General features: G+C 63.1%; 20 protein-coding genes and 1 tRNA gene. 8 read left to right on the top strand and 13 right to left on the bottom strand.

Annotated features, from left to right (window positions below; genetic code table 11):
• From MHX52_RS08990 to MHX52_RS09000, 3 genes are all read left to right on the top strand, one after another.
• The coding region (locus MHX52_RS08990; protein ID WP_239317812.1) for a hypothetical protein at nucleotides 1-456 on the top strand (456 nt) is incomplete at its 5' end.
• Nucleotides 457-461: 5 nt separating this feature from the next.
• On the top strand, nucleotides 462-1,208 hold the full coding sequence (locus tag MHX52_RS08995; protein ID WP_051901703.1) for a hypothetical protein: 747 nt from the start codon (nucleotides 462-464) through the stop codon (nucleotides 1,206-1,208).
• Between the two features lie 294 nt (nucleotides 1,209-1,502).
• Entirely contained in the window at nucleotides 1,503-2,627 is a 1,125-nt protein-coding gene (locus MHX52_RS09000; protein WP_239317814.1) for an LLM class flavin-dependent oxidoreductase, read from the top strand.
• Between the two features lie 38 nt (nucleotides 2,628-2,665).
• On the opposite strand, the gene MHX52_RS09005 is transcribed toward MHX52_RS09000, so the two are convergent.
• Both MHX52_RS09005 and MHX52_RS09010 read right to left on the bottom strand, forming a co-directional pair.
• Nucleotides 2,666-3,871 (bottom strand): AbrB family transcriptional regulator, encoded by a 1,206-nt coding sequence (locus MHX52_RS09005; RefSeq protein ID WP_051901704.1) that lies wholly within the window; start codon nucleotides 3,869-3,871, stop codon nucleotides 2,666-2,668.
• A gap of 10 nt (nucleotides 3,872-3,881) precedes the next feature.
• Complete coding sequence (locus MHX52_RS09010) at nucleotides 3,882-4,160, bottom strand: DUF3618 domain-containing protein (RefSeq protein WP_011273177.1); 279 nt, start codon at nucleotides 4,158-4,160, stop codon at nucleotides 3,882-3,884.
• Nucleotides 4,161-4,248: 88 nt separating this feature from the next.
• Between MHX52_RS09010 and bcp the strand changes: the two genes are divergently transcribed.
• Nucleotides 4,249-4,740 carry a thioredoxin-dependent thiol peroxidase gene (bcp, locus tag MHX52_RS09015; protein WP_035005377.1) on the top strand — a complete coding sequence of 164 codons (492 nt, stop codon included), beginning with the start codon at nucleotides 4,249-4,251 and terminating at the stop codon, nucleotides 4,738-4,740.
• 83 nt (nucleotides 4,741-4,823) lie between these two features.
• Here the strand turns inward: bcp and MHX52_RS09020 are convergent.
• Nucleotides 4,824-4,905: transfer RNA gene (locus MHX52_RS09020), tRNA-Leu, on the bottom strand.
• Between the two features lie 101 nt (nucleotides 4,906-5,006).
• On the opposite strand from MHX52_RS09020, the gene MHX52_RS09025 reads away from it, so the two are divergent.
• Nucleotides 5,007-5,459 carry a hypothetical protein gene (locus MHX52_RS09025; protein WP_035005378.1) on the top strand — a complete coding sequence of 151 codons (453 nt, stop codon included), beginning with the start codon at nucleotides 5,007-5,009 and terminating at the stop codon, nucleotides 5,457-5,459.
• A gap of 3 nt (nucleotides 5,460-5,462) precedes the next feature.
• Complete coding sequence (locus MHX52_RS09030; protein WP_239317816.1) at nucleotides 5,463-5,828, top strand: DUF3817 domain-containing protein; 366 nt, start codon at nucleotides 5,463-5,465, stop codon at nucleotides 5,826-5,828.
• Nucleotides 5,829-5,836: 8 nt separating this feature from the next.
• Here MHX52_RS09030 and MHX52_RS09035 read toward each other — a convergent pair whose 3' ends face one another.
• The 9 genes from MHX52_RS09035 to clpS form a co-directional block, all read right to left on the bottom strand.
• Nucleotides 5,837-7,231: an amidohydrolase gene (locus MHX52_RS09035; RefSeq protein WP_239317818.1), complete on the bottom strand. Its 1,395-nt coding sequence runs from the start codon at nucleotides 7,229-7,231 to the stop codon at nucleotides 5,837-5,839.
• A gap of 134 nt (nucleotides 7,232-7,365) precedes the next feature.
• Nucleotides 7,366-8,019 carry a non-canonical purine NTP pyrophosphatase gene (locus tag MHX52_RS09040; protein WP_239317819.1) on the bottom strand — a complete coding sequence of 218 codons (654 nt, stop codon included), beginning with the start codon at nucleotides 8,017-8,019 and terminating at the stop codon, nucleotides 7,366-7,368.
• A gap of 41 nt (nucleotides 8,020-8,060) precedes the next feature.
• Nucleotides 8,061-8,831 carry a ribonuclease PH gene (gene rph / locus MHX52_RS09045; RefSeq protein ID WP_035009153.1) on the bottom strand — a complete coding sequence of 257 codons (771 nt, stop codon included), beginning with the start codon at nucleotides 8,829-8,831 and terminating at the stop codon, nucleotides 8,061-8,063.
• Between the two features lie 32 nt (nucleotides 8,832-8,863).
• Nucleotides 8,864-9,673: an MBL fold metallo-hydrolase gene (locus tag MHX52_RS09050; protein ID WP_192816664.1), complete on the bottom strand. Its 810-nt coding sequence runs from the start codon at nucleotides 9,671-9,673 to the stop codon at nucleotides 8,864-8,866.
• Between the two features lie 137 nt (nucleotides 9,674-9,810).
• Nucleotides 9,811-15,654 carry a G5 domain-containing protein gene (locus MHX52_RS09055; RefSeq protein ID WP_239317820.1) on the bottom strand — a complete coding sequence of 1,948 codons (5,844 nt, stop codon included), beginning with the start codon at nucleotides 15,652-15,654 and terminating at the stop codon, nucleotides 9,811-9,813.
• 228 nt (nucleotides 15,655-15,882) lie between these two features.
• On the bottom strand, nucleotides 15,883-16,740 hold the full coding sequence (gene murI, locus MHX52_RS09060; protein ID WP_035005195.1) for a glutamate racemase: 858 nt from the start codon (nucleotides 16,738-16,740) through the stop codon (nucleotides 15,883-15,885).
• Nucleotides 16,741-16,755: 15 nt separating this feature from the next.
• Entirely contained in the window at nucleotides 16,756-17,913 is a 1,158-nt protein-coding gene (locus tag MHX52_RS09065; protein WP_239317822.1) for a P1 family peptidase, read from the bottom strand.
• On the bottom strand, nucleotides 17,913-18,482 hold the full coding sequence (locus MHX52_RS09070) for a DUF2017 domain-containing protein (protein ID WP_005294124.1): 570 nt from the start codon (nucleotides 18,480-18,482) through the stop codon (nucleotides 17,913-17,915). Before MHX52_RS09070 ends, MHX52_RS09065 begins: the two co-directional genes overlap by 1 nt.
• A 27-nt stretch (nucleotides 18,483-18,509) precedes the next feature.
• Nucleotides 18,510-18,815, bottom strand: coding sequence for an ATP-dependent Clp protease adapter ClpS (gene clpS / locus MHX52_RS09075; protein ID WP_011273166.1), 306 nt, complete (start codon nucleotides 18,813-18,815; stop codon nucleotides 18,510-18,512).
• Between the two features lie 63 nt (nucleotides 18,816-18,878).
• On the opposite strand from clpS, the gene MHX52_RS09080 reads away from it, so the two are divergent.
• Both MHX52_RS09080 and MHX52_RS09085 read left to right on the top strand, forming a co-directional pair.
• Nucleotides 18,879-20,231, top strand: coding sequence for a nicotinate phosphoribosyltransferase (locus tag MHX52_RS09080; protein WP_239317825.1), 1,353 nt, complete (start codon nucleotides 18,879-18,881; stop codon nucleotides 20,229-20,231).
• A gap of 29 nt (nucleotides 20,232-20,260) precedes the next feature.
• Complete coding sequence (locus MHX52_RS09085) at nucleotides 20,261-22,309, top strand: ATP-dependent DNA helicase (RefSeq protein WP_239317827.1); 2,049 nt, start codon at nucleotides 20,261-20,263, stop codon at nucleotides 22,307-22,309.
• Nucleotides 22,310-22,349: 40 nt separating this feature from the next.
• On the opposite strand, the gene MHX52_RS09090 is transcribed toward MHX52_RS09085, so the two are convergent.
• Nucleotides 22,350-23,588 carry a hypothetical protein gene (locus MHX52_RS09090; protein ID WP_239317829.1) on the bottom strand — a complete coding sequence of 413 codons (1,239 nt, stop codon included), beginning with the start codon at nucleotides 23,586-23,588 and terminating at the stop codon, nucleotides 22,350-22,352.
• Nucleotides 23,589-23,804: the final 216 nt, after the last annotated feature.

Below are 23,804 nucleotides of genomic sequence, written 5' to 3' on the forward strand. Positions count from 1 at the left end.
GTGGTCGGATGGATGAAAGTTTTTCTGGCGTCGTCAGTTTGTCGTCAAATTTCTAGTTTTCGTGGTGTTTGGGCTGGTCATGGTGGGTGGCCACGCGGGGTTCGAGTCCCTGATAGCCCACATTTCAACCCTCGTTCGCTTGGAATCTTATCCAACGGGCGAGGGTTTTGCTTTGACTTCATCGGCTTCAACGGCCGCGCCCTGTTGTCGCCTCTGCGTTATATACTTCAGATACACCGTTCGCACACAACGATTGGAGAGATCATGGCCACGCCATTAACTCCGCGCACCCATACCAGCGCCGAGCTGCGTGCTGAACGTACCAAGGTTGTGAAGCAGATGGGTCCCCTCGGCGTGGATGGCCTACGTCGCCTTCGCGCAGCAGATGCGCTCGACGTCAAAGAGGCTGACCTTTTAGATCGCTACGAGTCCCTCACTTGGCTGATTGAAGGCTAATCACATTGGATCGCGCGACTTTCGAGGAACAAGCCACGGAGTTCGCGCAAGAAATCGCTACTCTCCTCGACGTGACCCTCGTAGGGGAGATCACGGCTAATACTTTCGAGATCAACGAGGAAAAACTCAGGGCGGTAATCAAACGTTCGAAGCAGCTTGAGATTGGCCGCTCAAACAGTAAGAAGCTGCAGTTAGCCTGCGAATTTCGCCTATGCACTAATTCAACAAAGAAACATCTGGCGATAGAGTCAAGCACCTTCAAAGTTCAGTACCAGTCTGGCCAAAAGTATCGCCCGGTAGTTCGCTTCGAGTACGACAGAAATTCTCGTAACAAGCCTGCCAGCCACTTCCAGTTTCATTCCGACTCAGTCCCCCTTGGCCTCTTACTTGCTAGAGCAGGAAGGTATGATGCCGCGGCTCAACAGCAAGATATTCATTATCCGATGGGAGATGAGCGTTTTCGCGTCTGCTTTGAAGATGTGATTGAGCTTCTTGCCAACGAATTCAATGCGCCGACGCATGACGGTTGGCAACAGCACATAGCACGAGGCAGAAACCGATACCTGTCAAAACAGGCGGAGACCGTGAACCGCAAGAACCCGGACCTTGCCATCAAGCTCTTGGAACAGCAAGGGTACAAAGTGAAGCCACCTGCCCGGTATCCGCTATGGAAACGGTTAAAGAGCCGAATGTCCCAAATCTTCCACTTTCGAGATTCTGGGCAACTTGACGATTCCGTCAAAAGCCCCTGACCAGCACAAACAGAATGGTTATAAAAGTAGAGTGGAAGATTTGGGACATTTGCCTTCTTTTGCCAGGCAGTCGTCGGCCGCTGCGGGGTAGTTTCCGCCGGAATCGACCCGCTCGCGCCGTTTCTCTCTCCCTCCCCACCCAACCGGAATATGTACTCCTCCCCCAACGGGAATATTCGCCCTGTCAGCGCGGTTGTCGTTAGTTAAGAACGCAAGCGCACCGACAACGTAAGTCACTCAGCGCCGAAAGCAGTGCAGGCCCGCAAACCCCAAACAGGAGGCATCAACCCCACCATGACGGACACGACGGCGAACGGAAGCTCCCAGGCGAACGGCAGCACCCCGGCAAGCGGAAACTCCCCGGCCAGCAAGGCAAACTCAGTGCACGCCGAAACCCCAGCGCACGGTGAAACCCCGGCCCACTCCCTCGCCCCGCTGAGCCTCCTCGACTTCGCCACCGTCTTCAAGGGCGAACGCCCCGCGGACGCCTTCGACCGTTCCGTCCAGTGGGCCCAGCAGGCCGAAAAGCTCGGATTCGAGCGCATCTGGTACTCCGAGCACCACAACATGAAGTCCATCGCCAGCTCCGCCCCCGCGGTCCTCATCGCTCACATCGCGGCGAAGACTTCCACTATCAACCTGGGCGCGGGTGGCGTCATGCTCCCGAACCACGCCCCGCTGGTCATCGCCGAGCAGTTCGGCACTCTCGCGGAGCTGTATCCGGGCCGCATTGACCTGGGCCTCGGCCGCGCGCCCGGCACCGACCAGATGACCTTGCGCGCCCTGCGCCGCGAGCCGTCCGCCGCGGAGACCTTCCCGCAGGATGTTGCCGAGCTCTACGGCTACCTCAACGGCCCGTCGAAGATCCCCGGCGTGGAGGCCGTGCCAGGCATGGGCACCAAGGTGCCTCTGTACATCCTCGGCTCCTCTCTGTTCGGCGCGCAGCTGGCCGCGCACCTGGGCCTGCCGTACAGCTTCGCCAGCCACTTCGCCCCCGCCGCCCTCACTCAGGCAGTGCAGGTGTACCGCGATAACTACAAGCCCTCGGAGCGCCACCCGGAGCCCTACGTCATCGCCGCGGTCAACGTCACCGCCGCAGACACACAGGAGGAAGCCGAAGAGCAGTTCCGCCAGGTCTGCCGCACCCGCGTTCGCGTCATGGCCGGCCGCGGCCGCAGCCTCACGGAGGAGGAGCTGGACATGCTCATCGATTCCCCTGCCGGCCAGCAAATCCTGGATATGTTGCGTTACTCCGCTGTCGGCACGGGCGATGTTGTCCGCCGTTACCTGGAGGAGTTCCGCACGCACGCTCAAGCCGACGAGCTCATGGTGTCTCTGCAGTCGCCGTCGACGGCCGAGTCGCTGCGGTCGATGGAGATTCTTGCGGACGCCGCCTCACTCTCCCCCGCCCAGCCCTAACCACTAGGCCATCAGACCTGCTCCCCTATCGCAGCACGCTAGCGCTGCGTTTCGCGCGGCTCCGGCCGCCCGTCGGCCGCGCCCGCGCCGAACACCCACCGGATGATCTGCGGCGCGTAAGCGCCCACCACCAGCATGGCGATCATGCGCATCACTTGAATGACAGTGACGATCGGCTGGCTGCCAGCGTCGTGTGCAAATGCCAAAACTGCGTAGATACCGCCCGGCACGGTGGCGAGGTAGGCGTCCAGAACCTTAAAGTCCCACAGGCCCGCGATGGCGAAGGCAGTGCCGATCGAGCTGGCGATCATCAGGGCAATCACGCCCAGGATCACTGGCAGGGCCTTCACGAATTGTCGCAGCGCGCCCTTCGTGAGGGTGCCGCCGGCCTGCACACCGATGAGTGCGTAGGACAGCTTTTCCAGCAACCCGTTCGGCGCGATGAACTCGTGCGGCACGTTGAACACCATCACGCCGATCATGGCGAACGCGATACTCAGCAGCAGGTACGGCGAGCTGATGCTGAACCACCGCGCCGTCGCCCGCGTAAACGCCCACACGGCCAGCCCCACGACCACCGCGCCTACCACGCCCTGCCAGTTCGTCTGCAGGCCGTCAAGGAGGCTTTCTTTTCCTGTTGACGCCCCCTCGGCCGCATCTGCCTCGTCGCCCTCAACGCGGCCGAGCAGTGTGACCAGCCCGGGAAGTGTGAGGACGATGATGGATACGCGCAGGTACTGGGTGAGGGTGACAAAGCGCGTGTCCGCATTGAGCTCTCGGGAGAGCATCACCATCGCGCTGGCGCCGCCAGCGAGCGTGGCCAGCACCGACGTGGCCGGACCGACCCGGTGGATGCGCACCAGCAGCCAGGAGGCCAGCAGGCACACCGCCAGCGTGACGATCAACGACATGGCCGTCGGCCCGGCATAAGAGACGATGGTGCCGAAATCGATGGTAGTCAGGGGCGAGGAACACAAAAGGGCGATGATCACCTGGGAGGGGATCATCGCCTTTTTAGGCGGGCTGACCTGGCGGTCGCTGAAGATGGCGTAGACGCCGAAGACGATCAGGAAGGAAAAGATCCAGGCGGCGGGGACTCCCGCCGCTTCGCAGGCGAAGCCTGCGGCGATCGACAGAACGGTCAGCAGAGCCAGAGTGGCCAGCTTCGCAGGGCTGGGTAGTGTGAACCCGCCCGGCCTGGCGCTGCGTATGGTTTCGCCAGGCAGTGAGTCTGAGTCGGGCAATGCTACCCGCTTAGCGGGTTGCGGCCAGCAGGCGCTGGATTTCCTTGATCTGCTTCTTTTCCTTGCGCTTGGAACCAACGGCCAGGGCGGTAAGCAGTACAACACCGGCGACTACGCCGCCGATGACCATCTGCACCTTCGGCTCCTTGAGGGTGTTCACGGCCTGGCCGCGAGCGTCATCCGCCAGGTTCTTCGGATCCGCACGGACGGACAGCTCCTCCAGCGTCCGTCCCAGCTGGTTGCGGGTGCGTTCAATGTCGCGCTGGATGGCATCGATGCTACGGGCCACGGAAGTTTCTCCCTTATTCGAACGTTTAAGTGCTACCTGAACATTGTAAATGATCGCACCCTCCGGCGCTTTCGCTAGGGTGGAATGCATGACTGATAACAGCAACACCACCGCAAACCAGCCCATCCGACTTGAGGTCGGAGACAAGGCTCCGGAGTTCAACCTGCCCAGCGATTCCGGCAAGGACGTAAGCCTGGCGGACTACGCGGGCCGCAAGGTCATCGTGTACTTCTACCCCAAGGCCGATACTCCCGGCTGCACCACCGAGGCCTGCGATTTCCGCGATTCCCTCACCGAGCTCAACGGTCAGGGCGTGGACGTGGTCGGTATCTCTCCCGACAAGGTGGAGGCTCTGGAGAAGTTCCGCGATAAGTACGAACTGACCTTCCCCCTTCTTTCGGACGCCGACAAGTCCGTCATGGAGAGCTATGGCGCATTTGGGGAGAAGAAGAACTACGGGAGGGTCGTCCAGGGCGTGATCCGCTCCACGTTCGTTATTGACGAGGAAGGCAAGATCGCCGTGGCGAAGTACAACGTGAAGGCCACTGGCCACGTCGCACGCATCGCCAAGGAGCTGTAGTGCCCGCGCGTGCGCATGCACACGCCGCACAGCACACAGCCCCGCGACACAGGCGGGCTGTGCTGCGGGGCTGAAGAATTTTGTGCGCCTGGGGAGACTTGAACTCCCACGTCATAAGACACTGGAACCTAAATCCAGCGCGTCTGCCAATTCCGCCACAGGCGCAAAAAGAACGCGGACAACCGCGTTTCCCCCTTCATGCTAGCAAGCGATCCGGCGTGAAAAGAAATTAGGCGGAACAGGCAGTACAGGTAGAATGTTGCAGTGTGAACGAACACTCAGACAATGACGGCAAGGCACCCGCCCACCCGTTTCCGCTGCGCGTTCGCATCATCCAAATCATCTTCCTCATCCTGGCGGTCATCGCCACCCTCCTGCTGGCGTGGTGGCAGTGGGATCGCTGGCAGTCCAACGGCGGTAGCTTCCAGAACTTGGGCTACGCCATCCAGTGGCCGATCTTCGGCATCTTCTTCGTTGTGGCGTACCGCAAGTACATCCAGTACGAAAAGGAGCGCCTACTGGGAGACGAAGCCCCGGCCGCTCCCACCCAGCCGACTGATGAAATCACCGAGGTTCCGGAAGACTTCCTGCGGGCCGGAGAGCAGGCTGGAGAGACTGGAGAGACTGAGGATATTTGGGTAGATGATAGGCGCGAGCGGGCGCGGATGAGGGCGTCCAAAGATAAAGAGCGCGAGAACAACGACCAGAAAGGGCACTAAGCAATGACCAACGAGCAGACCCCTGCGATCCACCCGGAGCGCCGGGCGCGTGTGGCGAAGTCGCTGAAGTTTTACTCCGTGGCGGCGGTGGTGACCGGTATTTGGCTGCTGATTCTGCTGGTGGAGATGATTGTTAAGTATCTGATCCTGGGCAGCGAGAACGCGCCGGAGTGGTTTAGCTACATCGGCCCGGCGCACGGCTTGGTGTTTATGGTGTACGTGATTTCCTGCCTGGATCTGGGCACGAAGGCGCGGTGGGAGCCGTCGAAGTGGGTGACCACGATGCTGGCGGGTGTGGTGCCTTTCTTGAGCTTCGTGGTGGAGAAGAAGCGCCGCGACGAGGTTAAGGCCGCCTTCCAGCTGGACTAGCGTCGCGGCTACTCGACCAGCGAGGTCTCCACGGCGACTGCGTCGATCTCCTCGTCGGTCGGCACGGGCGCGCCCATCGCGTGCGGCTCGACCTCCGGCTTCTCCCACTTAGACTGCAGGCAGGCCAGGATCGCTACGGCCGCCGCGCGCGTGGAGACCTGCAGGGTTGAAAGGTCCGGCAGGAAGCCCGGGTTGTGGTTGGTGGGGATGTCGATGTCCAACCGCCCGGCGGATTCGGCGCGCTGCCACTGGCGGCGCGGGGTAATGCCGATGGTCCAGAGCATGTAGGGGCAGCCGAAGGACTTCGGGATCACGGAGAAGTCCTCGGAGGCGGTCCAGGGCTCCATCTCTAGGGAGTCCTCGCCGAAGGTGTGATCGAAGTGGGGGCGGACAACGTCGTAGACCTCCGGGGCGTTGTCGGTAGCGCCCAGCAAACCAACGAACTTGAAGTCCGGCTCGCGATCGGCGCCCGCGGCCAACGCCTCGGCGCGTACCACGCGCTTGATGGCATCCACGCACTTCTGGCGCAGTTCTTCGTCGTAGAAGCGGCAGGATAGGGAGATCTTCGCGGAGTCCGGGATCACGTTGTTCGCCTTGCCGGCCTCCACCGAGGCGACGGTAATCACCGCGAATTTATTCGGCGGGACTTCGCGGGAGACGATCGTCTGCAGCTTCATCACCGTCGAGGCCGCCAGCACCACCGGGTCTACAGAACGGTGCGGCATGGAGGCGTGCGCGCCGCGGCCGTGGAGGGTGATTTCAATGGTGGTGGAAGACGTCATCACCGGGCCGGGCGCGGAGTACACCTGGCCCGCCGGGCCGGCGACGATGTGTTGCGCCAGGCAGACGTCGGGGCGGGGGATGATGCCGCCCAAACCGTCGGAGACCATTTTGTGCGCGCCGATGGACGCCTCTTCGGCCGGCTGGAACAGTGCCACCACCGTGCCGGTCCAGCGGGCGCGCTCTTCGGTCAGGATGCGCATGGCTCCCAGCAGGCTGGTGGTGTGCTGGTCGTGGCCGCAGGCGTGCATCGTTGCCACACGCTCACCGGATGCGTTGAGCTGCGAGTAGGTAGAGGCGTAGTCCACGCCGGTTTTCTCCGCGACGGGCAGGCCGTCGAAGTCGGCGCGCATCAGCACTGTCGGCCCGTCGCCGTTTTCCAACACGGCGGTGATGCCATAACCGCCGATGTTCGTGGTGACTTCCCAGTCCGGGAAGTTCTCCAGCTCCTTGGCGATCCGCTGCGCGGTGACTTCCTCCGCCCCCGAGAGTTCGGGGTGCTGGTGGAAGAACTTGTACACGTCCTCCATCCAGCTGAGGTCGGCCTGCGATCCGGCCACGATGCCGCTGGGGCTTGTGGGGCTAAAAGTGGCCTGGTCGCTGTCTGTGCCGGGGGCGGTCACGCGGGGGATCCTTTCTGCTACATGCTCTTGATCTTTGGTGTTTGTAACGAGTCCCATCATACGTGGGTTGCACGCACCCGGCGCCAAGGCCTGCGGCGCACTGGCCCGCGGCTTCTTCGGCCTCTTGTGGGGCTTTAGTCCGCCAGTTGCGCCAGGATCTCCACCAGCTGGCGCAGGGCCTTGCCACGGTGGGAAACGGCATCCTTCTGCTCCGCCGTCAGCTCGCCTGCGGACTTGCCTGCCAGCTGTTCTTCCTGGCCTTCCGGTAGCTCGTCAGGGGCGAACAGGGGGTCATAGCCGAAGCCACCCTCGCCCTGCTCGGCGCGCAGTACTCGGCCATACCAGCGCCCTTCCACTGCATACTCGGTCTCCATGCCGCGCTCCGCCGCCACTTCGGCGGGCAGCTGCAGCACGCAGGAGGATACGAAGTGCGCCCCGCGTCGCTCGTCCGGCACGTCACCCATCTGCGCCAGCAACAGGTCGTTGTTGACCTTGTCGTCGCCGTGGCCGCCGGACCACCGGGCGCTCAGTACACCCGGCATGCCGTTCAGCGCGTCGACGGCCAGCCCGGAATCATCGGCGATCGTCGGCAGGCCGGTGTGGCGCACGCCGTCGTTGGTCTTAATCCGCGCGTTGTCCACGAACGTCGCGCCGGTCTCCGGGGTCTCCGGGTATTCCGGCACGTCCCCCAGTCCGACGAGCTCGATGCCGGTCACGTTCGCCGCTTCGAGCATGCGGTTTAGCTCCGCCAGCTTCTTCTTGTTCCTTGATGCCACCAGTACCCGCACGGTGCTACTCCCCTTCTCTTGTCGCGTTTGCTTCTGCTGCTCTAGAGTTCCTGCGCCAGCGCTGCCCGCTGTGCCTCAATGAGCTCACGCAGGCCGCCCTCGGCCAGGTCCATCAGGGTGTTCAGTTCCTCGCGAGTGAACTCCGCGTTCTCGCCGGTGCCCTGGATTTCCACGAAGCGCCCCTCGGCCGTCATCGCCACGTTCATGTCCACATCCGCCCGCGAGTCTTCTTCATACGGCAGGTCGAGGCACGGCACTCCGTCGATGATGCCCACGGATACTGCGGCGACGGGTGCTCGTAGCGGTTGCCCTGGTACGACGCCCCTAGCTTGCAGCACGGCCAGCGCATCAGCCAGGGCCACGTAGGCGCCGGTGATGGCTGCGGTGCGAGTGCCACCGTCGGCCTGCAGAACGTCGCAGTCGATGTTGACGGTGTTCTCCCCCAGTTCCTTCAGGTCCACGGCGGCGCGCAGCGCGCGGCCGACGAGGCGGGAGATCTCCTGGGTACGTCCCTTGACCTTGCCCTTCATGGATTCGCGCGGCATGCGCTCGTGGGTGGAGGCCGGCAGCATCGCGTACTCGGCGGTCAGCCACCCTTCGCCGGAATCCTTCTTGAAGCGCGGCACGCCTTCTTCCACACTGGCGGTGCACATGACTCGGGTGTTACCGAATTCCACCAGTACGCTGCCTGCGGGGTTGCTGGTGAATCCGCGGGTGATGCGCACCGGGCGCAGCTCATTGGTGGCGCGCCCGTCAGCGCGGGTGAAGTTGCTGCCTGCGTTGGAGGTGTTTTCTACGTTTGTTTCCGTCATGGGGCTTAAGTTTACTAGTCGCCCCGGACGGGCTACCCGCCGACGGTTATGCGCATGCCGGGGCGGGCGACGAGGATCTCGCCGTCGTAGTGGCGGGCCGCGCCACGGACCGCTGCGTCTGCGTCGCCCCACGGTGGGATGTGGGTGAGAACGAGCTTGCCCACACCCGCTGCCTGTGCTGCACGGCCTGCGTCTTCGCCGGAGATATGCATGCCGCTGGGCTGGCCTTCTGCATTTTCGCCCCAGGTGGCTTCGCAGAGGAATACGTCTGCGCCCGCTGCGATGTGGGCCAGGTTGTCGGTCCAGGCAGTGTCCCCGGAGTACACCAGGGAGTTACCTGCGTTGTCTTCCACGCGCAACAGGTAGGCCTCTGTGGGGTGTACGGCGGTGGCGGCGTAGAGGGTGAATGGGCCGATGGGGTGGGCTGGGTACGTGGTGGCGTCAAAAAGACCCTCGCCTACCTTGTAGACGTTGATGTCGAAGGTGTCGGTGAAGTCGTCGGGGCGCTCGGGTGCGTCGGCTCCGGCGGCGGCGAGGTGGCGGTGGGCGATGGCTGGGCCGAGTAGTAGGTGGCGTTGGGTGGAGGAGGCTGTGGGGTGGAATCGGCGCCAGACGAGGAGTGAGGGGAAGTCTAGGCAGTGGTCGGCGTGCATGTGGCTGAAGGCGACGTGGCAGGCGGAGGGGTCGATGTCTTCGGCGCGTTGCATGGCGCTGAGTACGCCGGGGCCGCAGTCGAGGAGGAGGTCGGGGGTGGCCGTGGTTGTGTCGCGGACGATGTATCCCGATGCGGCGCTATCGGGTCCTTCGACGCTTCCGGAGCATCCCAGCACTACCAGTTCCATAAGTTGTCATTCTGCCACGAAGCGGTGGCAAATGTGCGAAAGGGCGACCACCGTTGTGTTGGTGGTCGCCCTTTCTTTCGCAGGACTAGCCAGGACTGGCTGGTCCGCTAGGCGCTAGCGCTGAACGCTAGTGGCGGTTAGGCCTCGCCTTCTTCGCGGCGGCGGCGCAGCAGCGGGATAGCGCCGATGATCAGTGCCAGGCCGACTGCGAACACGCCGAGCACGTTTGCGCCGGTGGAGGCCAGGGTGCTCATCCGCGGGCTATCAACCTGCTTCTGAGAGCTGGAGCTGCCGCTGCTTGCGGAGCTGCCGGTGGACGTGCCGCCCTTGGAGCCCGGCTGGCTCGGGGTGCTGGACTTGCCAGGGGTGCCCGGCTTGTCCGCGTTGCCCGGCTTACCTGGCTTGCCTGGCTGCTTGGAGTCCGGCTTGTTCGGAGTACCCGGCTTGCCCGGCTGCTTAGGATCCGGCTTCGGGGTGGAACCGTGAGATCCGCTGCCCACGATAGCCCCGCCGATTCCCAGGGAACCGATGATGCCAGGCAGGCTCGGCTTCGGGGTTACCGAACCAGTGGAACCGCCAGGCTCGTTCGGATCCTTCGGGTCCTCCGGCTTAGGATCTTCCGGCTTCGGGTCCTCTGGGTTGTTCGGGTTCTCCGGATCCTTCGGGTCCTCTGGGTTGTTCGGGTTCTCCGGATCCTTCGGGTCCTCAGGGTTGTTCGGGTTCTCCGGATCCTTCGGGTCCTCGCAGTTGCACTTGGTGCCCACCTTGATGATGTGCTTCACCGGCTCGACACGAACTTCGGTCGTGCCGTCAGTGTTGTGAACACGTTCGCCCGGCTTGCCTTGCTGAACCGTCTCGACCTTTCCGGCTTCGAGGTCAGGATCCTCAACAACCTCGACCTCGAATGCAATCTCCTCAGTCCACTCGACCCCCTCGGCTGGCTTGGTGCCAACACGCACGATCTTCTCGACAGGCTCCTTGACGGTCTTCACCGAAGGCTGACCGTTTTCAACGGTCACCTCGAGGATTCCGTTTTCGCCTTCCTGATCCACGACCTCCTGGCCAGGTTCAAGAGATTCGTCGTAGATAATCTTCGTGGTGAACGGAAGCTCAACCTGCTTCGGCTCCACAGACGGTGCCGGGTCGTAGGTCCCCACGCGGATGATGCGCTTGGTTGGTTCCTTGGTGCGCTCAGTCGTCACAGTCGGATCGCCGTCTGGCTTGCCGTCCTTGATCTTCTGAGTAGAGGTCACCGTCTCGCTACCAAGCTCGCCCTGCTGGTCGACGACCTGCTTGCCCTTCTCCAGGGTGTCGTCAAAGACAATCTCGGTCTCGAACGGAACCGGCTTGTCAACCTTGGTCACCACAGTGGTGTCCTCGGCTGCCGGACCGTACTCGATGATCTCCTTGACCGGATCCTTAGTCTGCTTCTCCTCCGGGGTCGCCGTAGCCTGATCACCCTTAGCGGTGAAATCAGCAGTATAGGTCTTTTCACCCGGAACGCCCTTCTGGACAACCTTGATCTCACCCGGCTTCAACTCCGGGTTCGGACGAGTCTCGACCTCGAACGGAACCTGAGCAGTCCACGTCACCTTCGAGGAAGCCTCGGACGGCTTGGTACCGACCTTGATGACCTGGTCAACCGGCTGCTCGGTGATCTTCTCCTCAACGGTGGCCTCACCATCCGGCTGGGAGTTAGTGACCTTCTGGGTCACCGTGGTGGTCTTCTTACCCGGCTTACCTTCGGTGACAACCTCAGAGGTGCCAGCCGGCAGGTTCGGGTCAAACTCGACCTTCACACCGAACGGAACCTCAGACTCAACGGTCTTGGTGACCTCACCCGTCGTCTTGGTGCCGACGCGGATCTTGGCGTTCTTCGGCGCCTTCGTCTGCTCAGTGGTTACGGTCGGCTCGCCGTCCGGCTTACCGTCCTTGATCTTCTGGGTAGAGGTGACAATCTCGGTACCGAGCTCGCCCTGCTCGTCGACGACCTGCTCCCCCGCCTTCAAAGAATCATCAAAGACGATTTCAGTCTCGAACGGGACAGGCTTTTCAACCTTGGTCACCACGGAGGTGTCCTCAGCCGCCGGACCGTACTCGATGATCTCGTTGACTGGGTCCTTGGTCTGCTTCTCCTCAGGGGTGACCGTTGCCTGGTCGCCCTTGGCGGTGAAGTCAGCGGTGTAAGTCTTCTCGCCAGGAACGCCCTTCTGGACAACCTTAATCTCACCCGGCTTCAACTCCGGATTCGGACGGGTCTCAACATCAAACGGAACCTGAGCAGTCCAGGTGACCTTCTCGGAGGCCTCAGACGGCTTTGTGCCAACGGTAATGACCTCGTCAACAGGCTGCTTGGTGATCTCCTCGGTGATCTGCGGATCGCCCGGCTTGGAGTTCACGATGTCGCGCTTAACCGTCACCGTCTTCTCACCCGGCTCACCCTTGGTAGTCACCTTCGACTCACCAGCAGGCATATTCGGGTCGTACTTTACGACGACCTTGTACGGTGCCTCAGCCTTGTAGGTCTCGGTGTTCTCACCGGTGGTCTTGGTTCCGACGCGGATCTTCTCTGTCGTCGGTTCCTTCGTGCGCTCGGTGGTCACAGTCGGGTCGCCGGAGGGCTTACCGTCGACAAGCTTCTGCGTAGAGGTCACCACCTCAGTACCGAGCTCACCCTTCTGGTCGACGACCTTCTCGCCGGCCGGCAGGTTGGGATCAAACTCGACCTCAGTTTCGAACGGAATCGGCTTCTCGGTCTTGGTCACCAGCTCGCTCGGAGCCAGACCCGGACCATATTCGACGATGCGCTTGACCGGTTCCTTAGTGGTCTCTTCCTCGACTACCTCGGCCTCGTCGCCCTTGGCGGTGAACTTAGCGGTGTAGGTCTTCTCGCCGTTCTCACCTTCCTGGACAACCCGGGTTTCACCAGGTTTCAGGTCCGGGTTCTCGCGAACCTCAGTCGGGTACGGGATTGGCACCTTCCACGTAACGTCCTTGGCGCTCTCGGCAGGCTTGGTGCCGACGACGACGACCTCGTTGACCGGCTCCTTGGTGCGTTCCCAGGTACCGTCCTTCTTCATCTTCTCCGCGCCAGGAACACCCGTGGTCTCAACCTTGTAGGTGCCGGCAGGGATGGTGTCGTCGTACTTGTACTCGACCTTGAACGGAACCTCACGCTTCGGAACGTCGATGACGTTCACGGTAGCGGTCGTGTTGTCCTTCGAGCCGTCCTCGTAGGTCACGATGACCGGGACATCGATCTTATCGCCCGGCTTCGCGGTCTCCGGCGCGGTCGAGATGACGTTGCCCTTGTCGTCCAGGCCAACGATCCAGTCGCCGTTAGCGGTCTTCACCTTGTAGGTCGGGTTGCCGAATTCGTTGTTCTCACCGGTGGCCTCAAGGCCCTTGCCCTCCGGGTTGATCATGAACGGCTTGTCCGCAGCAAGGTTGATCTCTGCAGGCTTTTCGACGCCAATCGGCGAGGTAGCCGTACCACCCGGGTAGACCGTCTGCGACGGAACAACCGGCTCAGCTTCCCAGCTGTTGGTCAGCTTCACCACTGTGGTGACTGGCACCAGCGGGGTGGAGCCATCCGGGGTGGTCACAGTGACGTTGATGGTCTTCTTGTCGCCCGGCTTGGAGTTTGCTGGCGGGGTGGAAGATACGACACCGGTGTTCGGGTCGATGGTGTACTTCCAGCCGTCAACTTCCTGCTCAGTGATCGGGGCGCCGTTCTCATCGTTGCCGAAGGAGAACTTCGAGCCTTTCGGTGCGTCCTGCACCTGGTGGTTCACGGCCTGGTTCGGGCCAGTCGACTCCACGGAGTAGGTCGGGGTGTGATCGCTCTTGAGAACAACGACGGTGCCCTTGACTTCCTGCGGCTTGTCAGCGTTGTCGTAGTACGCGAGAACCGGGACGTTCAGGATGTAGCCCTCAGGCGCGGTCCGCGGAATCGTCGTGGTGATCTCACCAGTGTTCTCGTCAATCTTGACAGTCCACTTACCGCTATCGTCCTCGACGGTGTACTCGGTCTTGCCCTCCGGGAAGGCGTAGCGCTTCGGGGCCTCGTCGGTCGTGTTACCGCTCAGGCCACGCTCCGGGAGCGTCGGCTTCAAGCTGACCTTGGCAGTCGGCTTATTGGTGACCGTGTCATAGGTCGGGATCTTGATATCGACGATCGCCTGGAACTGGGTCTCGATCTCGTCCGTGGTCTGGTCCGGGTAGGTTGCCTTGATCTTCGGGGTGATGATCGTGCCCGGTGCCACGGTGTCATCCGCCTTCGCGGTGACCTTGCCGGTCTCATCGACGGTGACGGTCCAGCCGTCCGGCACGGTGGCTGGGTCGACCTCGAACTTGGCCGGGTGCACCGGCTTGTAGCCCTTCATAATGGACTTGGTACCCACCTGGGCGGTGAGGTCGTCACCGATGGTGCCCTTCGTCAAGCCTGGACGCACCAAGTCGGTGACCTGGGTGTTGTTCGGGTCAACAACCACGAGCAGTTCAAGCTCATCAGTCGAGCCATTGGAGTACTCGACGGTGATCTTCGGGCGCGCGAAGGTACCCGGACGTGGGTTCTCCGGAGCGGTGACCGTGACGTTGTAGTTCTCGTCCATCTCGACGGACCAGCCGTCGTAGACGTACTTCTCATCCAGCTCGACCTTGGCCTCGTAGCCGCCGTCGCCCTTCTTCTTTGCCAGGTCCTTGATCAGATCCGGAGTCTGGGTAAAGGTGACCTTCTGCGGCTCAGTAGCCAGCGGGCCGGTAGCGCTATCGACGCCCGAGATGATCGACGCGTCCGTCTTGTCGTACTTCGGAGAGTGGTACTCGGTGTCGTCCAGGGAGAACGCCTTCGAGTCGATGACGTTCGCCTTGTTGTAGCGGGTCAGCGAGTTGGAGCTGTCGAAGGCCTTGGAGTCGCCAAACTCATTGTTGTTCGCACCAGCAGCCTGGAGCTGGTCGACGGTACGCGGCTTTGCCAGAACGGAGAAGTTCACGTTCTTATCCGTTGCCAGGTCGGTACCGCGGTACTCAGGCCAGGTGAAGTAGATATCGCCCGTAGCTTCATCGATACGCAGGTTCTTGGTGCCACCGGAGGCCGCTGGGTCCGTGGTGCCGATGAACTGGCCGTTGCCGTCGTAAGCCTCCACAACCATGCGGGACATAGAGTCGTCAGTGCCACCATTCTGCACAGCAGGAACGTTGATCTTACCGACCTTGGTTTCCGCACCTGCAACGATGACGTGCTTCTCGAAGTTCTCCCACGACACCGTGATCGGGTTACATTCGATGTTCTCGCTCGGCCACGGGTTTACGACGGCCGTAAAGGATGAGTTGGTTCCCTGGGTGGCCCTTGGTCCTCCAGGATTGTCCTGCTTATAGTTACCCTGCCAGGCGTAACGTACCGGGTTCGCAGCAGTAGCCTCAGCGAACTGCTTGACTTTCGCATCGGTCAGCTTCGCATTGAGGTTCAGGGGTCGTTGTGGCCCAGAAGCAGTAATACCGAGGATTTCGTCGGCTTTGTGCGTGACTACCTTGTCAACAAGGGTCTGACCGGCATTCATAGCGGGAATTTGAGCCGCATCGAGGTACGCACCCATCCTGCCGTTATTGGTAAAACTCCAATCGGCGAACGTGCGGTCCTTCGAGTTGTCGAAGGAGACGCTCAAGCCCCAGGCTTTCTTGTCGGGGCTGGACGCGGACGGCTCAGAGGTGCTCCAGCTAAAACCAGCCTGGCTGCCACTCTCAGTGCTCTCCGAGACAGTACACGAACCGGCCGGCAGGTCGGAGGCCTTCTGGGCATCCTTCTCTACCGCGCCGGACTTGTCGCGGATGCCGCCGGAGAGTTCTGCGGCGGTGGCCTCGGGTGCGAAGTCGCTGGGGGCAAAGATACTGAGTGAGCCCAGTGCGAGCGTGATGGCAGACAGCGCGGCAGCGCCCTTACGAGCGTTCCGCCTTAAAACCTTGTTCTGAGAGGAATTCATTCCTCAGTCCTTCCTGAAAACCTTAAACGCGCCCACCCGTTCCGTTAGAGTTTCCACAGATCAGGTAGCTACAAAGGCTGAGAACGCGCTAAAACGTGATTCATTAAGCGACAGTCAGCCTAAAAGTACACGAATAGTTTAACCGTACTCAGGGTTCAGAAACAACCGGAACAATAGTTCTAAAAACAGCAAAACCCCTGGGCGTCCCACATAAGTTAACCCTAAGCGTTAGCGAACCATCTCCGGGATCTGTGATACCGAACTAATCGCCGGCCCCAGGAACCTCCCAGCCAGCTTCGCGAACCTCTGCGGGTCACCCGTCGACTCGAAGGAAAGGTCCACCGCCCGCCCCGGGTCTTCATCCGCCAACAGCCCCTGCTCCGCCAGCGTGCGATAAACAGTCTTCGCCGTTTCCTCCGCGCTATTAATCAGCGTGACGTCCTCCCCCATCACCAGCTGCACCACCCCGGCCAGCAGCGGATAGTGTGTGCACCCCAGCACCACGGTATCCACCCCCTCGGCCTTCAACGGCGCCAGATAGTTCTCCGCCAACCCCATCAGCTGCCGCCCGCTGGTCATGCCACGCTCCACAAAGGGCACGAACTGCGGGCAGGCCTGCGCATACGCCTCGACTCCAGGAATCGCCGCGAAAAGATCCTGATACGACCTACTGCTCACCGTCGCCTGGGTGCCGATCACTCCGATCTTGCCGTTGCGGGTCGCCGCCGCCGCACGCCGCACCGCAGGCAGGATCACCTCAACCACCGGAATGGAATACCTCTCCCGCGCGTCGCGAATAAACGCCGACGAGGCAGAGTTGCACGCCACCACAATCATCTTGCAGCCGCGTTCCGCCAGGGTGTCCGCAATCCCAATCGATAGCTCGCGCACCCGCGCCAGAGGCTTATCACCGTATGGAGAGTTAGCCGTGTCCCCGATGTACACCAGGTTCTCGTGTGGTAGCTGGTCCACAATGGCGCGCGCCACGGTCAGCCCACCCACGCCCGAATCAAACACTCCGATCGGCGCGTTATTCGCCTGCGCCGCCTGTACGTTGACCCCAGCAGCCTCTGCAGCCTCAGCCACGGCTCTCTCCTTTCATTACGTCCCTTTCACTACATCGCGCCAGCTCAGCACACCGAAGGCCGATTCCGCCGCCAACACGGCATGCACAATCGCCCGCTCCACCGTGTTGGCAGCGACCGCCGAGAGCAGGCTCATACCAATATCATCCACAGCCGCCCCCGTACCGTGCTCGCCTGTCGCCATCGCAAACAGAGTGTCCCCGTCCATCGGCATGTGTGCCGGCCGAATCGCCCTCGCGATCCCGTCGTGCCCCGCCAGCGCCAGCCTCTTGGCCTGCGCCTTCGTCAGCGGCGCATCGGTCGTCACCACCCCGATCGTCGTGTTGAGCTTCGGCGCCAGCATGTCCGCCGTGATCTTCGTTCCGAGCAGGTTCTTGCTCTTTAACCTTTCGACGCCCTCAGCCCCCACCGGCTCACCATCAACCAGGCCGTCGGCCAGTCCGTATCTGGCAAACTCCCCGTCCAGCTCCGCGGCGAGTCCCCACGGCAGGCCGGTTGCCGGATCGAAAATCGCGCCCTGCGGGTTCACCACAATGCCCACGGCAACAGTCACCCCCGCCAGCGGGGTGCCTTCGGGGAACACGGCGCTGGCCTGACCAAAGCCACCCTTCAGCGCTCCGGCCGAGGCTCCCAGCCCCGCGCCGACGTTGCCGTTCAGCGCCCCCTGCCCTGAGCCCCTCTGCTCTGCAGCGCCCTGCTCAGCCGCGCCGCCAGCCACGGCCCCCAGCGCCGCCGCCGTCGCTGCCGCTCCCGTGGCCGCATCCGGCCGCGAATCCCAGCGTCCCAACAGCAGATCAAAAATCACAGCCCCCGGCACGATCGGCACCAACTTATCCGGGTGCTCCGGACCCAGCACGGGGAAGCCGATCCCCCTACTCTCCAGTTCGGCCATTGCCCCCGTGAGGGCGTCAAGACCAAAAGCAGAACCACCGCACAGACCAATAGCGTGCACGGCCTGCACCGTGTTGTGCGGCGCCAGAAGATCCGTCTCGCGAGTCCCCGGCCCACCACCGCGCACATCCACGCTGGCAGTGGCGGATTTCGGGGCGACGAGCATGGTCACGCCCGAATCCCCCGCACCGTCCTCGCACACCGCGTGGCCGACACCAATGCCCGCCACATCCGCCAAAGAATTAGCAGGTCCGGGCTGGCAGCCGAACAACTCTATGCTCATTATTCACCCATCATCGCCGACAACAGACTGTCCTGGTGGTAGCCCAACCAGTCCAGGTAGTTCTGCGCCGCCGTTGCTTGATCGGAGTTCTCATCCCCCTCGAGAAGCTCCTTCTTGAACTCCTCGTACTGCGCAGAGTGGTACAGACGAATGTCGTTGATCGCGCTCAGCCACGGGTGGACCTCGTCCTGCGTCAGCGAAACATTGACCGAACCATTAGGCCCCAGGTAGTCCACCACAAAGCGCAGGTTAGTCAGCTTCGTCTTGATGATGTCCGTCTCGTTCAGCTGGCGGGTCAGCGCCGCATCGCCGTCGACTTCCTCGTCCCCCTCGCGGAAGAAGCTCGGCAGCAGCCGCGCCAGCCCCGGATCCTTCGGCGCATCGGCGTGCCCGCTGGCCATGCCCGTCATCTCCGCCAGCTCGTCTTTCGGGGCGGTCCGCGCACGCTCCATCAGCTTGTCGGAGACGGCCACCGCCGAATCCCCCAGCATCTCGCGCTCGAGCGGCTCCAGCTGCGTATTAAAGCGAGTCCCGCGCAGCAGGCTGTTCTTCTTCGTCCACGGCTGCATGTTCGTTCCTTCTTTCTTTATTGACGCCTACCCGTCCGCCCGCTGCATCGTCGCCCATAGCCCGGCGGTCTGCAGCTTCTTCACGTCCCCTTCAACCTTGTCGCGCTCGCCCGAGCTCACCACGGCCTTACCCTCGGTGTGGACCTGCATCATCAGCTCCGTGGCGCGCTTGCGCGAGTAACCCAGTACGGTCTGGAAGACGTACGTCACGTAGCTCATCAGGTTCACCGGATCGTCCCAACAGATGCACATCCACGGCAGGTTGGGCTCCGTCAGTGTTTCTGGCAGTTTGTCCGCCACAGGGGTGGCAGCGGGAGCGGCTGGGGAAGTCATGCTTTCCAGAATACCCACATCGGCCATCTTCGCTGCCGGGTCCTCGGGAGGGCGTGGACTAGCATGGAGCGGGTGAACGAAAACAGCACCCCCAGCACTACCCACAGCACCCGCTCCTCCGCACTTCTTACGGACAAATACGAACTCACCATGCTCGAGGCCGCGATCCTCGACGGCACTGTCGACCGCGCCTGCACCTTCGAGGTGTTCACCCGCCGCCTGCCCAACGAGCGCCGCTACGGCGTAATCGCCGGCACCGCCCGCGTACTGCAGGCCGTGCGCGATTTCGTATTTACCGACCAGCAGCTGGATCGCATCGACTTCCTGCGGGACGAAACCCTGGAATACCTGCGCAACTTCCGCTTCTCCGGGCAAATCGACGGCTACCGGGAAGGCGAGCTGTACTTCCCCCACTCCCCCGTCCTGACGCTCCGGGGCACCTTCGGTGAGTGCGTGATCCTGGAGACGGTGATTCTCTCCATCCTGAACATGGATTCCGCCGTGGCCAGCGCCGCCGCCCGTATGGTCACCGCCGCCGGCGATCGTCCCATCATCGACATGGGCGCACGCCGCACCCACGAATACGCCGCCGTGACCTCCGCCCGCGCCGCCTACCTGGCTGGGTTCGTCGCCACCTCCAACATGGAGGCCGCGCAGCGCTACGGCATCCCGGCTTCCGGCACCGCTGCCCACGCCTGGACCCTGCTGCACACCCGCCCGGATGGCACCCCCGACGAGCTCGCAGCCTTCAAGGCACAGATCGCCGCCCTGGGAACGGACACCACCCTGTTGGTGGATACCTACGACATCACTCAAGGCGTGGAAAACGCCGTTGCCGCCGGCGGCACGGAACTGGGAGCCGTGCGCATCGACTCCGGCGATTTGGGTGTGCTGACCCGCCGCGTGCGCGACCAGCTGGATTCCCTGGGGGCAACTAACACCAAGATCGTGGTCTCTTCCGACATGGACGAGTTCTCCATCGCCGCCCTGCGCAGCGAGCCGGTGGATTCCTTCGGCGTGGGCACTTCCGTCGTCACAGGCTCCGGGGCACCCACCGCCGGGCTGGTCTACAAGCTCGTGGAGGTAGACGGTGTGCCCGTCGCCAAGCGCTCCCGCGGCAAGGCCAGTCTCGGCGGGGCGAAGGATGCCGCCCGCTTTAGCCGCCCCTCCGGCACGGCCGTCGAGGAAGTCACCTTCCCCATGGGTACGGAACTGCCCCAGGCCGAAGGGCTGAAAAGCACCCAGCTGACCATCCCCATGGTGCGCGACGGCGAGCTCGTGGACGGCCTGCCCACCCTAGAGGAATCCCGCGAGCACTGCGCCAAGCAGCTAGTTTGCCTGCCCTGGGAAGGCCTGGCTCTCACCCGCGACGAACCCGCCCTGCAGGTGCGCCACATCCGCAATATCAAGGCCTAGAAGTTTCGCAAAGGTTCGCACAGTTTCGCATGAGCTCCAACGTCCTCGACCTCCTCAGCCTCGCCGTCATCGACCTCGGCGGTGCCCCGCGCCCGGGCCAGCAGAAGATGGCCAAGGCCGTGGCCGAGGCCATTGACAAAGAACACCACCTGGCCGTCCAGGCCGGCACCGGCACGGGTAAGTCCCTGGCCTACTTGATCCCCAGCATCGCCGCGGCCATGGATTCCGACTACCCCGTCATCGTCTCCACCGCGACGATCGCCCTGCAGCGCCAGCTGGTGGAGCGCGACCTGCCACGCCTGGCCAAAGCCCTCGAACCAGAGCTGCCCCGCCCGCTTGAGTTCGCCATCCAAAAAGGTCGCGGTAACTACGTCTGCCTGAACAAGGTGAATAACGCGCAGACCGACAGCGGCGTGGAAGAGGCCGAAGAGTCCCTCCTGGATCCCTCCCAGCTCTCCGCCACCGGCGCCCAAGTCGCCCGCCTGCACGAATGGGCTGGCGAAACCGAGGATGGCGACCGCGATAATCTCCCCCAGGGCGTCAGCGATCGCGCGTGGCGCCAGGTCAGCGTGTCCTCCCGCGAGTGCCTCGGTGCTACCCGCTGCCCCTTCGGCGAGCAGTGCTTCGCCGAGCGCGCCCGCGCCCACGCCGCGGATGCCGACGTTGTCGTCACCAACCATGCCCTGCTTGCCATCGATGCTCTTGTGGACGCCCCAGTCTTGCCGGAGCACGACACAGTGATCGTAGACGAGGCCCACGAGCTGGAGGATCGCATTACCTCCGTCGCCACCGCCGAACTATCCCCCACCGCCATCGCCGTGCTGGCCAAACGCGCCGCGAAGCTGGCCGTCTCCGGCGCAGACGCTGCCGGGGACGAGCTGGCCGAAGCAGGCGACAGGTGGACGGAGGCGTTAAAGGCGGAGGCGGCGGCGTCCAAAAACAACGACCGCTTCGGCACCGGCATCGAGGGGCGCTGGACCGGCGTGCCCGAGGCACTGCAGGTGCCGCTCGCGGCGCTAAGGGACGCGGCGTGGAAGACGAACCGGCAGGTCAGCGGCATACCCGCCTCCGAGTTTGCGAATGATTCAAAGAAGGCCGCCGAACGCCTGGCGGTGATCGTGGCCACCGAGGAGCTCAACGATACGTGCATGCGCATCCTCAACGCCTCGCGCGTGGGCGAGGGCAACAGCGCAGTTGCCGAAGACGAGGACCTGCTCGGCGAGGACGTCATCTGGTACACCGCAGACTCCGGTCCGCGCGCACCGAAGCACGTCGTACGGGTCGCCCCCTTGAGCGTTGCCGACCTGTTGCGCCAGCGCCTTTTCGGCCGGAACACGGTGATCCTGACCTCGGCGACGCTGGCGCTGGGCGGCAAGTTCACCTCCATGCTCAGCCGCTGGGGGCTGCCGAAGAGCACCCCCACACTGGATGCTGGCACGCCCTTCGACGCGCGCACCCACGGCATTCTCTACGTCGCCCGGCACCTGCCCCCGCCCGGGCGGGACCGCGCTAGCGACGCCTCCGTGGACGAAACCGCGCGGCTGATCAACGCCGCCGGCGGGCGCACCCTGGGGCTTTTCAGCTCCCGGCGCGCGGCCGAGGACATGGCCGAGCAGCTACGCACGGTGGTGCCCTACGAGATTCTGCTGCAGGGCGAAGACTCCATGTCCACGCTGGTGGAAAAGTTCCGCAAGAACCAGTCCGCCTGCCTCTTCGGCACCCTCGGGCTGTGGCAGGGCGTGGACGTACCCGGCAAGTCGCTTTCGCTGGTGATCATCGACCGCATCCCCTTCCCGCGCCCCGACGATCCGCTGCAGCAAGCCCGGCAGGAGGCCGCCGACCAGCGCGGCGGCAGCGGATTCATGGAGGTGGCGGCGAACCACGCGGCGCTGCTGATGGCGCAGGGCGCGGGCCGCCTGCTGCGTTCCGTGGACGACCGGGGCGTGGTGGCGGTGCTGGATCAGCGGCTGGCCACGAAGCGTTACGGCAGCTACATCCGCCGCTCGATGCCGGACTTCTGGTACACGGAAAATGGCGACACAGTGCGGGGTGCACTGCGTCGCCTGGTTGAAGCTTAGTCGGCTAGGGCCTTAGGGGCTGGCCCCTTAGGCTGACCCCTTAGGCCAGATCCGCGCCGTCGTTGCCAGCGGCTGCGCTGTCGCCAGCGCCGCCCAGCAGGTCGTCGAAGGTCGGGGCGATGTCCTCGGTGTAGGTCTCCTCGGCGGACTCGTACACGCCGTCGCCGTCGTGGTCGTACACCTTGGTGTCGCCGATGCCGTCGAAGTCGGTATCCAGCAGAGCCTCGTCGGTGAAACCGTCGCCGTCGGTGTCCACGTGGCGCTCGTCCACCTGGCCGTCACCGTCGGTGTCCACGAACACGGTGTCCGTCTGGTTGTCGCCGGTGGTGTCGATCTCGAGTGCGTCGATCTGGCCGTCGTTGTTGGTGTCGTATGCAACACCGTCTGCCAGGCCGTCACCATCCAGATCCACGTACTCGCCGCCGTTCGGGGCTGCGCTGTCCGCACCGGCGGACTGCAGGTCAGTGTCTGCGCCCCCCTGCGGGGCTGCGTCTTCTGCCGGCGCCTCTGCCTTGTCCTCTGTGCGAGACTCGGGCTTGTCCTCAGCCGGAGCCTCAGCCGCCGGAGCCTCAGCCGCCGGAGCCTCAGCCTGCGGGGCTGCGTTCTGCGGGGCTGCATCCTGCGGAGCCGCGGTCTGGCTCTGGGAGCCCCAGATGCCCTCGCCTACCGCCTGCTGTGCCGCGGACGGCGGGACTTCGCCGCTGGTGCCGTCGACAACGCCGTTGCCGTCGTGGTCGAACTCGGAGTAGTCGGAGATTCCATCGCCATCGGTGTCATAGGCAACGCTGTCTACCTTGCCGTCGCCATCGAAGTCGTAGGCGGTCACGTCGTAGTTTCCGTCGCCGTTGGAGTCGATCTTCACGTTGTCGGTCACACCGTCGCCGTCGTAGTCGGTGGCCTTGGTGTCCAGCTTGCCGTCGTTGGTGGTGTCTACCGACATGTTGTCGATCACGCCGTCGCCGTCGATGTCTTCGTAGACCGTGTCGACGATGCCGTCCTGGTCGTAGTCCATCTCCGCGCGGTCGGTCACGCCGTCGCCGTCCTTGTCGTAGACCGTGCCGTCCGGGCGTCCGTCGCCGGTGATGTCCACCTGGAAGGCGTCCGCCTTGCCGTCGCCGTTGGTGTCCTGCGCGCCGACGATGTTGCCCTGGACCATGTTGCCGTCTGCGTCCAGTACATCCCAGCGGCCCAGGGAGTGATCCGGGGCGCCCGCGTTGTCGTTGGTGGTGAGGCCGTTGTTGTTAGCGTTGTTTCCGTTGTTCAGGTTCTCGTTGGACATTGTGTGCTCCTTTTCAGTGTTCTTCCTAGTATCCTTCAGGCTCTTCCTGGCTGCCTGTCAGTTATTGAATGCCCCTCCCCTACAAGTTGTTCCTTGGGGGTATTTATTATGGACGCCCCCTCGCCCCAGAAACCACGAAATCCCTAGTAGAAGACATTTCCGCCACCTGAATCCTGAAAGCAGTTCCGGGGGTGAAAGCATGCATAGTGCTTAAGC

The organism is Corynebacterium sp. ACRQJ (genome assembly GCF_022346045.1).
GTDB lineage: Bacteria > Actinomycetota > Actinomycetes > Mycobacteriales > Mycobacteriaceae > Corynebacterium > Corynebacterium evansiae.